Origin of the sequence: Treponema peruense, assembly GCF_016117655.1 — a bacterium.
Taxonomy (GTDB): domain Bacteria; phylum Spirochaetota; class Spirochaetia; order Treponematales; family Treponemataceae; genus Treponema_D; species Treponema_D peruense.
Genome location: NZ_CP064936.1, coordinates 713,315 through 726,430, shown reverse-complemented (window position 1 = coordinate 726,430; position 13,116 = coordinate 713,315). Strand labels below are relative to the sequence as shown.

The 13,116-nt window shown below is 36.2% G+C and carries 14 protein-coding genes; all 14 read right to left on the bottom strand.

Annotated elements, in window-relative coordinates:
- Positions 1–2,481 (bottom strand): TraG/VirB4 family ATPase, encoded by a 2,481-nt coding sequence (locus IWA51_RS03485; RefSeq protein WP_198443228.1) that lies wholly within the window; start codon positions 2,479–2,481, stop codon positions 1–3.
- Positions 2,482–2,739, bottom strand: coding sequence for a VirB3 family type IV secretion system protein (locus IWA51_RS03480; RefSeq protein WP_198443227.1), 258 nt, complete (start codon positions 2,737–2,739; stop codon positions 2,482–2,484).
- Positions 2,740–2,826: 87 nt separating this feature from the next.
- The gene (locus tag IWA51_RS03475) at positions 2,827–3,174 is read right to left on the bottom strand and encodes a TrbC/VirB2 family protein (protein WP_198443225.1); all 348 of its coding nucleotides are present in this window, start codon (positions 3,172–3,174) and stop codon (positions 2,827–2,829) included.
- Positions 3,175–3,249: 75 nt separating this feature from the next.
- Positions 3,250–4,233 (bottom strand): ATPase, T2SS/T4P/T4SS family, encoded by a 984-nt coding sequence (locus tag IWA51_RS03470; RefSeq protein WP_198443224.1) that lies wholly within the window; start codon positions 4,231–4,233, stop codon positions 3,250–3,252.
- On the bottom strand, positions 4,211–4,723 hold the full coding sequence (locus IWA51_RS03465) for a hypothetical protein (RefSeq protein ID WP_198443223.1): 513 nt from the start codon (positions 4,721–4,723) through the stop codon (positions 4,211–4,213). Before IWA51_RS03465 ends, IWA51_RS03470 begins: the two co-directional genes overlap by 23 nt.
- A 41-nt stretch (positions 4,724–4,764) precedes the next feature.
- Positions 4,765–5,403 carry a hypothetical protein gene (locus IWA51_RS03460; RefSeq protein ID WP_198443222.1) on the bottom strand — a complete coding sequence of 213 codons (639 nt, stop codon included), beginning with the start codon at positions 5,401–5,403 and terminating at the stop codon, positions 4,765–4,767.
- A gap of 21 nt (positions 5,404–5,424) precedes the next feature.
- Positions 5,425–7,686, bottom strand: a complete 2,262-nt coding sequence (locus tag IWA51_RS03455; RefSeq protein WP_198443221.1) for a type IV secretory system conjugative DNA transfer family protein — start codon at positions 7,684–7,686, stop codon at positions 5,425–5,427.
- Between the two features lie 184 nt (positions 7,687–7,870).
- On the bottom strand, positions 7,871–8,077 hold the full coding sequence (locus tag IWA51_RS03450; RefSeq protein WP_198443220.1) for a hypothetical protein: 207 nt from the start codon (positions 8,075–8,077) through the stop codon (positions 7,871–7,873).
- Between the two features lie 96 nt (positions 8,078–8,173).
- Positions 8,174–9,409, bottom strand: a complete 1,236-nt coding sequence (locus IWA51_RS03445; protein ID WP_198443218.1) for a relaxase/mobilization nuclease domain-containing protein — start codon at positions 9,407–9,409, stop codon at positions 8,174–8,176.
- Positions 9,410–9,501: 92 nt separating this feature from the next.
- Complete coding sequence (locus IWA51_RS03440; protein ID WP_198443217.1) at positions 9,502–9,792, bottom strand: hypothetical protein; 291 nt, start codon at positions 9,790–9,792, stop codon at positions 9,502–9,504.
- Positions 9,761–10,000: a hypothetical protein gene (locus IWA51_RS03435; protein ID WP_198443216.1), complete on the bottom strand. Its 240-nt coding sequence runs from the start codon at positions 9,998–10,000 to the stop codon at positions 9,761–9,763. The genes IWA51_RS03440 and IWA51_RS03435 overlap by 32 nt, the downstream gene beginning before the upstream one ends.
- A 3-nt stretch (positions 10,001–10,003) precedes the next feature.
- On the bottom strand, positions 10,004–10,468 hold the full coding sequence (locus IWA51_RS03430) for a hypothetical protein (protein WP_198443215.1): 465 nt from the start codon (positions 10,466–10,468) through the stop codon (positions 10,004–10,006).
- A 30-nt stretch (positions 10,469–10,498) separates the two neighbouring features.
- Positions 10,499–11,077, bottom strand: coding sequence for a DUF4406 domain-containing protein (locus IWA51_RS03425; RefSeq protein ID WP_198443214.1), 579 nt, complete (start codon positions 11,075–11,077; stop codon positions 10,499–10,501).
- A gap of 164 nt (positions 11,078–11,241) precedes the next feature.
- Positions 11,242–12,885, bottom strand: a complete 1,644-nt coding sequence (locus tag IWA51_RS03420; RefSeq protein WP_198443213.1) for a DEAD/DEAH box helicase — start codon at positions 12,883–12,885, stop codon at positions 11,242–11,244.
- Positions 12,886–13,116 lie beyond the last annotated feature (231 nt).

The following is a 13,116-nucleotide window of genomic DNA, read 5'->3' as shown; positions in this document are numbered from 1 at the left end:
CTACTTATAGTTCTTCATATAAAAATCAGTTCTGAATCCCTGGGCTTCAAGAATTTCTTCTGCAAGCTCTTTTCCGCTGTTGCGGCCGTATCTTCTTTCAAGCTCGTCCATAATGCTTTTTGGCGGACACAACAAGGCAAGCTGGAATTTATCAAGCTCAAGCTGAAACATTCTTGAGCCGTTAGGAGACTTGTAAAAATAATCCTGCTTCATTCTTGCCCTTGAAAGAGCTGCAATTTCATCTTCTTCAAGACCGAAAGAAGCGTAGTAAGAAGAAATCATATCACTTGCAGCATTAGGGTCTGCAAGATAAAACTTTGTCTGACATTGAGAAAGAATTGTTGAAGATATAGATGACTTTGCAACAGAAGGAACATCCTGTGTCGCAAAAACTACGGCAACATGTTTCTTACGCAAGGTTCTAAGCCATTCATCAATCTTCGTTGAAAAATATTCATTGTTCAAGAATACCCAGGCTTCATCCATTACAAGAAGTGTTGGATGCCCTTTATCGTCATTTTCTTTTGCAAAACGTTTTTCAATGAACTTAAAGATAAAGGCAAGTGCCGGAGTAACACACGCTTCACCGAGCTTCATAAGAGTTCCCATCTCTATCATGATGAATCTTGCAAGGTCAAGCTTTGTGTCGTGTGCATCAAAAATTGAACCATACTGACCGTCAAGCGTATAAGGCTCTATTCCGACCTTTATATCATCATCCTGAACATACTGCTGGAAAGATGTAATATCCCGCCTTTCTGGAGCTTTCGTGTCACGAAGCTGCATAAGGGCATCACGAATCGCATCTTTTTTTCGAGCGTCTACAATCACATTCTGTTCGTTCAGTAAAAGCTCAATAAACTCACTTGCCCAGGTAATATCAAGCTCAGATTCAAGGTCTTTTAAAGGCTGAAACGCAAAATCATCTGCACCTGGCTCAACATAACTTCCACCACTCGCAATACAGACTCCACGGGCAGTCTTATCCTTATCAAGAACAATTACCTGTGCATCCTTGTATTTAAGCCACTGGCTTTCCAGAAGACAGAGGAACGTAGATTTACCAGCTCCAGAAGGGCCGAAAATAAATGAATGAAATAGATCGCCTACATTAAGGTTTAAGAAGAACGGAGAGCGGTGGCTTGTAGCGGTCAAAAGAGGCGCTCCGCAGCCAATATGCTCGCTAGTCCACCTGTTCTTAAAGTCTCCACTCCAAAGCGAAGACAGAGGAATAATGTTCGCACAGTTTATGCTTGATAAAAGAGTTTTGTGAACATCAGCATAATTGTTTCCAGGAAGCATACCAAGCCATGCCTGGAACGAGTTTGAAATCTCAATTTTGGCTCCGAATCCAGCCGAGTTTATAAGACCTGCTATGTATGTTGCTTTTTCCATAGCGACATCATAGTTTTCATCCCATACTTCTATACATGAAGTATAGTAGCCGAAAGAAACCATATCCTTAGAAAGAGAAACTTTGGCAGTGTTTGTGTCTTCCTCAAAGGCAATTGCAGCTGGGTCTACACGGTCGGTAGAAACATTTCCGGCAGCTTCTACAAAAGCCTGGCCCCAGCTTTTTCGTGAGTTGTTGAATCGCTTCTGATATTTTTCAATCAGTTTTGCAGAAGCAACCTTGTTCATCCCAATCCATCTGGTAGTCCACTTGTAATCGACATCAGCTTTGTTCAAAAGGTCAAAAACAGCCGGATATGTTTCTGTCGGAAAATCCCTTATGGCAACTATAGGACAGTACATCTTTCCAACCTTCATACAAGTTCCGGTTTCAATGTCTTCTTCAGTAATGAACGAATCAAAGAAAACAGGAGAAGTAGGAGCAATCCTTTTTTTCCATGTCGTAGACATAGAGGATGCTATGTAACTGACTACTTCATCATTATTCAACGGACTAATTTCAAGGCGAGATTTTACGTAAGAAATACATTCTTCAGACAAATCTCTGAACAGCTGAATTTCTTTCTGAACATTCCGGTGGTTAAAATAATCCTGACCTGCGGAATTGTCTGATTTATATAAAAGGCTTGACCCTTTGGAAGTAAGGTCACTTTTTACCTGATATGTCAAAGTCAAAAAATAATAGTTTTTATAGTGTGTGCTTTCGTTCTGAAAGATTTCTTTTCTTCTTGAATCAATAAGATAGCCGAGTTTATTGTTCCAGTTACAACCAGGATAATCTCTTGTTACCTGCCTTCTTGCTTCAAAATGTGCTGCCCAGCCGTCACCGAGTCTTTTTATAGAGTCATTGAAATACATAGAAACGGCATTTATTGCTTCTGCACTTGCACTGCCAAGATCAGGACACTTAAAAGAATAAGTCCTCATTAAAGCTCCTGGCTTTAGGTATACAAGACCTTCTTCATATTTTCCGATTAAAAAATTGTAAGGAAGATAATAACAGAGTTTATCCATCTTGTGTTTCTGAGACAGTTTGAATTTAGCTCCTAAAAAATCAACACCAAGCATTTAGCCCTCCAGTCTGTCAGGTTCAATCAAAGAATTGAGCGCAATTGAAATCATGTGCGGGTCATGTTTTGTCAGAATCAGGCAAGGAATGTAAATCAATGCCGTAAGGATTGCAGACGCAATGATACCGAACAGATACGCTACAATTGCAAAAATAAGAAAAATAATCAGAAAAATATTTTTCTGAACTCCTAAAAGTAAGTCTGGCTGATGAAAGCTTTTATGAACTGGCATTGCAAAATCACTTAAACTTTTCATTTTTCACGCTCCTTGTTTTCAAATCAATCTGCAGCGTAAAACTGCTTAGAGTTTTTTGCTGCAGAAAGAAAAGAAAAAATTCTCCTTTTAATTTTTAGACAGGTCTTCAGAGAACTGAGAGTTTCCGAAATCTCCGAATACCAGGGTAATGATTTTTCCGGCACACATAAAAAGCACCGTTCCGATAATAAACGGAAGGAACTTCTTAAAAATCTGCGGATTCTGACCTCCGGCAAACAAAAGACCAAGACATTCACCGATAAGCATGATACATGCAATACCCTTTACCCAGCCTGAAGAGAAAAAGTCTACGATTCTGTTTACAGAATTGCTCATCTCACTTGCTGCATCAGCAAAAGTGAATGAACAAACCACGCAAATCATAAAAAACATCAAAAATGTTTTTTTATGATTTCTCATAAAACTAAATACCATTTTGGCACTCCTTAATATTTATCCTGTCTTTTATAAGGCTACTTATAGATTAAATTACACTTATAATTTAAAAACCTATGCAAGATTATTTTCCCGAAGCATATTTATAAATGATTTTGTACCCTCTTTCACAGGCATAACCTCATCTACTATAGGAGCTTTTCCAGGTCTTTTTTTCAGGTGAACACATAAATGTATTACCTGAGTCAAGTCGGGAAGCTTTCCGTTTATAACTTCTGCCAAAATATCTTCCAACCTCAATAACATGCTTCCTGCCGTATCGGCATGGATTGTTGTCACATTACCCGTGTGACCCGTGTTCCACGATTTAATCAATTCATCGGCTACCTCCCCATAACGAACTTCTCCGAATATAATTCTGTTTGGAGTCCATCTAAGAGCCGTTCGCACGGCTTCAGCTGCACATTTTCTGTTTACGCTCAAAAAAGTCTTATCGTGAGCCGGACACTGTAATTCAGGTACGTCCTCAACGATATAAAACGAATCATTTGGCGTATACTCAACCATTTTTCTCAAAATTGCATTTGTAAAAGTTGTCTTTCCGCTTCCTGTACTTCCTCCTACAAGAATGTTCTTGCGTTCCTGTATGTACCTGCAGATAAGCTCATATTCATCTTTTTGAAGCTGTTCATTCTTAACGTATTCTTCAAGCGTATAAATCTTACTTGCTGGTCGTCTCATTGCAATTTCTGCGTTTGCGACAGCCGGAGGAAGCATTCCAGTAAAGCGAAGGTTATAAGGCTTTGGAAGCACACATTCCAGTTTTGGAAGCCCTGTTGAATAATCAATGTCTACATTCAAAAGGTGTGCTGCACTTAGAATAATTCCCTTTACCTGAGCTGGTTCCAAAAACTCACCTGTAAAAACTTTGCCAACTACAAACTTTTCAATGATGATTTCTCCGGTTCCAATAATTTTTATATCTGTTATGGAAGGGTCTTCAAAATATTTTTTAACGATTCCCAAATCCTGAAGGAAATTGTCAAAGACACGTTTTGCCTTCTCTTCCCTAGCATTAATTGCCTGCTGTTCGTTCACCTATATCAACCTTGATTTTATCCTTTCCTTCCGTTCCGTAATGTGTAAAAAATATTTCTTCCTGCATGTCTGCCCATACATTCTGCATGAATGAAATTTTGTGAGCCTGCATCTGCTTTCTGTAATTGATGACGAGCTTGTTGAACACGTCATTTCCCTTATCAAGGGCAGGATTATATTTTTCACCTTTGGCATTGACTTCATTTTTTGGAAGCGGAGGAAGGACTCCGATAATATACGGCATGATTGAATAAAAGATTCCGGCAAGAGTCTCAAGCTTACGGTCCATAAGCTCAAGCTTCTGCTGAACCTGTGTCATGCGGCCTAAAACAATATGTTCTGGCATTACGTCTTGTGAATAATAAAGGTCAAGGGCATTTTCAAGCACTTGTGTTTTTGAAATCCCTTTTTCTTCTGCCAGTTCTCTCAGATGTTTATCTTTTAATTCATCAAAACAAATCTTTTCCCATACTCCATTTTTCTTTGGCATATTCTTATTCTCCTTAAACAATTAGTTTTATGCTTGTAGCACTACTGTTTTATCCCTCTTTTTATGTTATTTATAGAAAATGATTTAAAACCTTCATTAATTTGTTTTAAACAAACATCACGAAAATCTTTATTAAAATTCTTATTAAAAGAGCCTGGAGCTATTATTGAATCAACATCATAATCCTTTAACAAACCTGTAATTTCAAACTCTTCTGATTCGTTTTCACTAAAATTGCAGTTTAATTTATCAATCATGTAAATAAAGTCATTACTCATTACTAGGTTAATGTTAGGTAAATCTTTACAAATGAAAAAATCATCAAGACAATCTTTTACGATAAACACATTAAAGAAATCAGCAATTTCTTGTGGAGTATGCTGGATAAATCTTTCGTTTGTGTTGGGTAATGTATCTCTGTATTCTGAAATATTTTTTAAAGAAGTAATTTCTTTTACTAATTGATAAGGAATTTCAAGAATAGCACCTTCACCGATTTTTGTTATTTCCTCATGTCTTGAAACCATAGAAAGACAAACTATAGGTTTTGGATTTCTTATACACCAGACTTTTTTTTCAATTAATACTAATCCAAAAAAATCAGCAATTTCTTGACGTGTCCTTGGTGTAAAGTTTTTGTTTTCAATTTCAACATTCATTTCTAATTTAATTTCTTTCATAATATATTCTCCTCTAAATAATTAATTTTCTGTATTTTCATAGACGACATCGCCTTCTGAATCAAAATCTTCAAGCGTATACTCCGACTTTTTTGGAGGCGGTTCATCATCATCTGTTTCAATGTCAAAAGGAGCATCCCATTCAACGTTTTCGCCTTTATCGTCTGCCTGATAAGTTTCAAGAAACGCTATAGGGTCAAATGCTTCTTTTTCCTTTTTAAGCTCTTTCTTCTCATTTATTTCTTCTTCAAACTTCTTTTCTTTTGCATCTTCTTCTCTTTTTTTAATTTGAGAAGGAAGTCCAGCGGTTTCTCTGTCTATATCTTCCTGAGCATAGGGAGCCGGAAAACCTGTTTCAACTTTTCCAGTATCAACGTTTTCATTAAATACTTTCCACTTGAAACGCTCATCAGCATAAAAGACATTTTTCTTTCCCATATATGGCGGCATATTGTGGCCAAGGATAATACAGTCCGTATAAGGAACCTTCATAAGCTCATCTGGGTTTATAAGGTCTACAGCCATTTCCTGAGAAGAAGTATTAAGGTTATTGAGGGCTACAGAAAAACGGGAGCCACTTACAGAAAGGTTTTCCTTAGAAACTGATTTTTTACCAATCATTTTTGAAAATTTGTCTGCGTCCTGCGGATTATTTGGTGCATAAATCAAAATATAACGGCAGTTATCAATAAATGTGTTTTCCTGACCATAAATCTTTACAAGCTGCTGATATGCCTGAACTACAAGGTAGAAGCGAAGACCGTAACCAGCTAAGATACCAAGAGAAGTAGCAAGGAATTTCATGTTTCCCAAAACAGGGAACTCGTCTATCATAAAAAGAATAGGATGCTTTAAAACCTTTTCTTTCTCACCAGCCCTCAATTCTCCAGAAGAAAAGCGTCTTACAATAAAGTCAATGATGAGCTGGAAAACTGGCATGATACGGTCTACATCACCAAACGGCAAGGTAAGGTAAAGTGAAATCGGTTCTTTACTTTCATAAAAGTCTGAAAGTTTGAAATCAGATTTACTTGTAACATGGCGGATAAACGGATCACGGAAGAGGTTTAGTTTTGATTGAACTGTCTGCATGATGTCCGAGCGTACTTTTTCATGCTGCTGTTTTGCAGACATTGCAACATCAAGAATGATTCCGTGAATGTAATCTGAAACTTCACCGTTTTTATCAAGATGCTTAGAGTTAATCATTTCATCAAGTAAAGCCTCCCCTGCCGGGAGTGGATTACCTTCCTCATCGGTACCAGAGGCTGCACGGGCGAAAATACGAAGAACACCAGCGATACATCGCTCTTCCCTTTTATACAGGTGTTCTCCGTCTTCATTTACCGCAGAAAGAACATGGAAAATAACTCCAGTCAAAAGGTCTCTTGCGTTATTGTCAAAGAAATCTGAGTTAGAATCACCTCCTTTATCACCTTTCTGGAAAATGTTTGTGAGGATTGTACCAATATCACGGAAGGCATTTTCATCAAGCTCAACTTCTTCCAGCGGATTAAAACATGCGGTCTCCATCTGAACTGGAGAAAACTTGATAACACGGCTGAACTTTTTTCTGTAGCCAGCAGTCATGTTATATAATTCACCTTTAGGGTCAAAAATAATCATGCTTTCACGGTAAGAAACACAGGTTGGAACAACAGTACCTACACCTTTACCAGAGCGTGTTGGAGCAATTACAAGTGTATGAGAGGTACCTGCATGACAGATAAGTTTTGCGGATTTTTTAAGACTTAATCCGAAGTTACCTTTTTTATTGATGATACTTTCAGTTTCTGCATCGTATTGCTGGGCAAGGACAACTCCATGCTCCTCGCAAAGACCGAATTTCTTTAAGTCTTTTTTTGTTCCCCAGCGAGCCGTTCCATAGATATTGTCATTTTTGTTAAAACCACGGCTTCTGATTATAGAAATCGTAAGCCATGTGAATACAGCAATTACGGCACATATTGTTCCTGGAATTGAAGCCTGTCCTATTGCATCCTGAACAAGATGGTCAAAAGGATTACGAAACATCGTAATTAAAATTACAATCGGATTAAAAATAGGATAACCAGCCGGATATTTTCCTATACTGTGTTTGAGAATATAAATAGGCTGCTCACAGTACGAAGGATTATAGCCCATCATTTCTGCAAACTTTTGGGTAGACAGAAAAATTCCGATAATCAGAATAAGCACAGGTATAATCAGATTAGTTAAATCATAAATTAACTTTCTGTGAGATTTTTTCGGATCCTGCCGTAAGAATTCATTTTTTTCCATACTTCTTCCCTTACGAAAAGAAGTCTGTTCCTTTCATTTCTTTATATAATTAGCGAAAGATTATGTCTTTAGAAAAGTGTGTGGATTTTCTATAGAGTAATATAATCTACAGTTTATAATGTGTCAATACTTATAGATTATATTACTCTATTATTTTCAAATGTTTCCTTTTCTTAAATTTATTTTATTTTTTATAAACGAGTGAATCAATTACATAGCGGCTTAATGTTTTATTGTTTTCTTTTGCAATATTTTTAAGCTGTAAAAGTTCTTCTTCTGTTCCTGCAACAGAAACTGTTTTATAAACCTTATCGCCTTTCTTGCGGCCGGAGCCTTCCCTTCTTCCGCCCCAGTTTTCACTTCCCATATTACCGCTTTTTTTCTTTTCCATAAATTAAGTATACTCCAATAAACAATAAATTCAAGAAGAATAAATTAATAGCAAAAACAAAATTTAATTAGCGCCCGAAGACGCTAATTAAAATCCTTAATGAATTGTGATAAAAGGCCGTAAAACTCCTTTCTGGTTCTTTTCTGCCTTTACTGTGATGAACTTTCCGAGGTCTTCATCTTTGAGTTTTATCCTTGTAGGCACATACCATGCTTTATTAAGTTTTTTGTTTTCAATTACAATTGCATTATTCCAGATATTCTCATCATCCATGTTATAGACCTGAGAAACTACTCCCTCAACCTGCCCCATACTACCGTTATAAAGTTCAAGGTTGTAAAAAGGGGTAAAGCGAAGGCGGTTTCTTACTTCAAGATAAGTGTTGTAACGGCCGACAGCTTTAAGCTTATCCTTCCAGCCTTTTTCAAGATAGTATTTTGGCGGATTTTCTTTTCTGTAAACTATTGCAAGCCCCATTTCGACAAGGGTATTAAGCCTTATAAGCTCAATATCATCTGTAGTAGTTTTTTCAGCTTCAAATTCACTTCCAGAAACCATTCTTGTATTTTCAAATTCCCTGTAATAACCATATTTAGTAATGTGGTCATCAATAAGAGTCCACCGTTTTGCATAAGGAAGTTTCTTTCTTGCAATTTCTATAGCTTCTGCACTTCTCGGCCCAACGAGATTCGTACTAATATTACTGGCAATATTTCTTGCAACTTCTTTTACAATTTCCCTTCCAAATCTTATTTCTTCTACAGTTACTTTATCAACACCATTAATCAAAAGATGTGCATGAATCTGACCAGTATCAGTGTGAACAGCTCCAAACCATGTGAATTTATGACCTGTTATTTTTTCAAGATTATGTACATATTGCCTTACAAGCTCTTTCATGGGTATTTTCTGACTTTCAGGACTTATTATGAATTTAAACCCCAAATCAACCATTTTGTTTTCTTCATAATCAACTATTACAGATTCCGGTACTTCATCATATTCATAATTGAATAATTCAGGTTTATCAGTAACACTCTTTTTATTTTCCTGAGTCATGTACCGTCTTAAAAATTCTTTATGAGATACCTTGTTATCCGTGTAATAGAGCTTTACCATGCAAGGCTGCTTTCGAGAAATACCACCACCAACTCTTGAATGAAATTCTTTTTTCTCTCTCCTTCCAGGATAAAACATATAGTCTAATTCACGAAGAAGAGCAGCAATTTCTTTCCCAGCATCAGTCTGCTTAATTTTTCGAGGAGGATATATTTTCTTTCCAAAAAAGTCATAATCAATGACTTCTGTTCCGGTTATTGAATCTTTGTGCATTAGTTATCGTTCCAGATCAATATCATTATCTTTTGAATATTTTTTCTGTGCTAACCGCATATTCTCAACAAGCGTTGCAAACTCACCTACATTCATTTAATTTCCTCTTCAAGTTGCTTTAAATTTCTTGGTAATAAGCGCATTAAATAATAAAAATATTTTTCATCTTTTGTTTCCAAATACTTCCGCCGCAAAGCCTCACAATTTTCTATCAAGGAATGAAAAATTGTCATTGGATAAAGGTGCATTGTACAAGTTTTATTTTTATTTTGCGGATGCGGAAAATGTTCAACTTTTACATCTTCGTAAGGTTCTTTCCATTCTTCAAACAAATTTTCTGTAATAGGTGTGTTAATTAATAACTGTTTCTCTGTTTCTGTCATTCTTCACCTCATATTCATCTGTGTCTTCGTTGTACTCATAGCAACTAGCACAATATAGTTTTCCGTCTATTTCTTCCCAGCCGTCATCTTTCACTGCTTCAGTTGCCTCTTGTTTACTTCTGAACCAGAGTTCGACACCCAGAACAGCATCATAATATTTCCCACAACAATCACATTTGACTAATGTTGCTGTAAAATCTATAAACATTTTCTATGCCTCCATTCCGCATGGCGTACCGTCAAGGTACGTATAATGCGTAAATAAAAAAGGTAAATCATAAGTCATCTTTTCACTACCAAAAGCAAACTCCTGCATAAAAATACAAACATCTTTTGACTTCTGCTTGAGCCAAATCAAGGGCATTTCATAATCAGCCCAATTAGCATTAAACCGTTTCTTAAAATCTGCAAGCATTTCATCACAGTCTTTATAAGGTCTAAACTCCTTTCTTTTTGTACGTTCTACAAGATAGGCTAAATTACCCACATCTTTCTTTGTAACAAAACTAAAGTTCCAGTCATCAATATCGATAATAGTAAGTATTGAAGGACTATAATCCTCGTTTTCAAGTTTATACTTCAATTCAGCAATACTATCACCAAGGTAAACTTTATCACCTGGCTTCAGTTCATCTGCGTTCAACGCAGTGAACACTTTACTCTTGTCAAATTTCATTTTTTTATTCCTCCATAAAAAAGTCTTTTTTTATCCCAGAGCCTCTTGAACATCCTGTATATTAAGACACGGAATGTTCAGAGCATCCGCTATCATATACTCAAACGTTGCGCCCTTGGAATTTCTCCAGTTCGGAAGAAGGTAGATATAATCGCAGTCGCAAATCAGTTTTATATCGCGCTTCATGTAGTCGTGCCAGCTCCAGTTCTTTGTGTTTTCTGTTTCATCAAGTGTCGCTGGATTTACAGGCTCATATCCAAACTGTCGGAGAACATCCTCCGCTTTGTTGAAAAGAGCCTTGTACTCGCCCTCATCAAGTCCTGTAATCTGTCCGCTTATGTAGACAGTTTTTTTTCTCTTTTCAGATGCTCTTTCTACAAGATATGCAAGAGCGTAATCAATCATATCATCTGAATAATCATCCTTTACAATAAATCTATTAACTTCATTTTCTTTCTGTATAGCCCCTATTTTTATCACATACTCAACCTGATCCATTTCAACTATCCTTTTTAAATCGGCTAAACGATCAGCAACATATACTTTATCACCAATTTTAAGCTCACTTGCGTTTACCGCGGTATATACTTTATTCACATCGAACTTCATTTTTAATTCCCCCACAAATCAAGTTTTGCTGTAAAAAGATATTTCATTTAAATTTTCAATCTGAAACCAGTTTCGTGATCTGTCATTTGCTTTCTCCATTTACTTTGCATATATAATTCACCTCTTTAATTAGCGCCTTCGGGCGCTTATTAGACTTTCATATTTTATCTATACAATTTTGGTAAATATCTGTAGTGACTTTCCCAATAAGACATTGACCTGTTAAACACATTTTCATCAAAAAGAAACGGCATTTTCTTTTCCATTTCCTTTAGTTTTTTTATTGTATCATTATGTTCTGCATTCATTTTCTGCTGATAATCCATTTTGGCATACATCGGAGAATTCCAGAACTTTTCATGCAAATCATTTCTGACTTTACAGTAATTGAATTTGCAGAATTCAAAGGTCTTATCATTATCAACATATCTTTTGTTGGTATTTTTTAATTCTTTCTGCAGCATTTCTTTTTCATGTGTAAGGATTTCAGACTGCTTTTGTAATCTCTGTGTCAGATTAAAAAGTCCGTCATTTTCTTTCTTCAATTTCTGAAGAACCTTAATCATTCGTTCCCATGTATTTTCAACTTTTATTTCAACCATTGCACAAGGCAATGGGTCTAGCTCCTGCAGTAATTTCAAAGACTCCCGTTCTTTTTTCTGTTGTTTTTTTCTTTCAGCTTTTTCTTCCTTGTACTCACCGTCTACCCTCCATTTTATGAATGGGTCAAGAATCGGTAATGAACAAGTCGGTTCTTCAAATTCAGATACAGAGTCACCGTGATCCATAAAAATAGCGTCTGTTTTTCCTTCACAAGTTCTTAAAATACGGCCTACCATTTGAAACCAGAACGGACGGGATTTTATGTGTCTGCAGCTAAAAGCATAACTTACAGGCGGACAATCAAATCCGTAGGTTAAAAGAGCTGCGTTTATAAGACCGTCTATTTTACCCGTCTTTAATTCTTTTATAAGCGTTTCTCTTTTATCAATCTTCATATCACCGCTTATGACTTTAAAGTTATAACCAGCTTCATTAAAAATATTTGCAACACGCTCAGCCATTGCAATAGTATTTGTAAATCCCAGTGCCGAACGTTTTACACCGTTTTGAATGCCGTATTGTTCATAAGATTTTACAAGGTCTCCCCAGACCTGATTACTGTCAAAAATCTCAATCATCTGTTCATCAGATAATTCCTGTCCGTTTGCTTCATTAGGTTTAATTTCAGTAATGCCTTCAATAGGTTTTGTATAATATTTAAGCGGAGTCAAATACCCTTTTTCAATTAAACCGCTTACAGTTTCTTCCTGTAAAAGCTCATCAAAACATCCAAACTTATGAACACTATCTGTTCCCTTTAATAATGCTTTTCCGTCCATTCTTTCAGGCGTTGCTGTCAATCCCAATACTCTTTGAGGTTTGATTAAATGAATGAGATTATAAGTCTGTTCAAGACCGATATGAACTTCATCAAAAATAAGAACAAGATTTTCAGGAACTTTTTTACACTGAGTTCGTAAGCTGTCTTTAGAAGCAATGATTGTTTTCTTTCCTGTAAGAGATGTTTTATCAGCCCATATAACATCCACATCTCCAAATTCTTTAGAAGCCTGTTTTATTAACTCAAGACGAGGAACTATAAAAATCACAGTTTTATCGAGCTTGTTAAGTTCAGCAATTAATGAAGATGCTATTACAGTTTTTCCAGCTCCCGTAGGTAAACAGATAATTAAATCTTTATCACTGCTTATTACTTTTTCTACAGTATTTTTTTGATATTCTCTTAATTCTTTAACCTCAGCCATACAAACCTCTTATTCCTAATTAGCGCCCGAAGGCGCTAATTAGAATCTTATACCTTGCAAACATCCAGAATATAATCTGGATTAGTTTCAAGAATATGTCTGATCATTGATTTCACATCTTCCTTTGTTTTGAATCACAGAGCATCAGATAAAGAATCAGACCAGCTGCAACAGGAATAACTGTCTAATTTATACAGTTTTATTTTTTCCGGCTATTTTATGTTTTTCTGT

Coding starts and splice junctions, on each gene's coding strand:
- IWA51_RS03455 (WP_198443221.1), bottom strand. CDS start 7,686: ATGGAAAAAAATGAATTCTTACGGCAGGATCCGAAAAAATCTCACAGA.
- IWA51_RS03475 (WP_198443225.1), bottom strand. CDS start 3,174: ATGGTATTTAGTTTTATGAGAAATCATAAAAAAACATTTTTGATGTTT.
- IWA51_RS03480 (WP_198443227.1), bottom strand. CDS start 2,739: ATGAAAAGTTTAAGTGATTTTGCAATGCCAGTTCATAAAAGCTTTCAT.
- IWA51_RS03440 (WP_198443217.1), bottom strand. CDS start 9,792: ATGACAGAAACAGAGAAACAGTTATTAATTAACACACCTATTACAGAA.
- IWA51_RS03435 (WP_198443216.1), bottom strand. CDS start 10,000: ATGTTTATAGATTTTACAGCAACATTAGTCAAATGTGATTGTTGTGGG.
- IWA51_RS03445 (WP_198443218.1), bottom strand. CDS start 9,409: ATGCACAAAGATTCAATAACCGGAACAGAAGTCATTGATTATGACTTT.
- IWA51_RS03430 (WP_198443215.1), bottom strand. CDS start 10,468: ATGAAATTTGACAAGAGTAAAGTGTTCACTGCGTTGAACGCAGATGAA.
- IWA51_RS03460 (WP_198443222.1), bottom strand. CDS start 5,403: ATGAAAGAAATTAAATTAGAAATGAATGTTGAAATTGAAAACAAAAAC.
- IWA51_RS03485 (WP_198443228.1), bottom strand. CDS start 2,481: ATGCTTGGTGTTGATTTTTTAGGAGCTAAATTCAAACTGTCTCAGAAA.
- IWA51_RS03420 (WP_198443213.1), bottom strand. CDS start 12,885: ATGGCTGAGGTTAAAGAATTAAGAGAATATCAAAAAAATACTGTAGAA.
- IWA51_RS03450 (WP_198443220.1), bottom strand. CDS start 8,077: ATGGAAAAGAAAAAAAGCGGTAATATGGGAAGTGAAAACTGGGGCGGA.
- IWA51_RS03465 (WP_198443223.1), bottom strand. CDS start 4,723: ATGCCAAAGAAAAATGGAGTATGGGAAAAGATTTGTTTTGATGAATTA.
- IWA51_RS03425 (WP_198443214.1), bottom strand. CDS start 11,077: ATGAAGTTCGATGTGAATAAAGTATATACCGCGGTAAACGCAAGTGAG.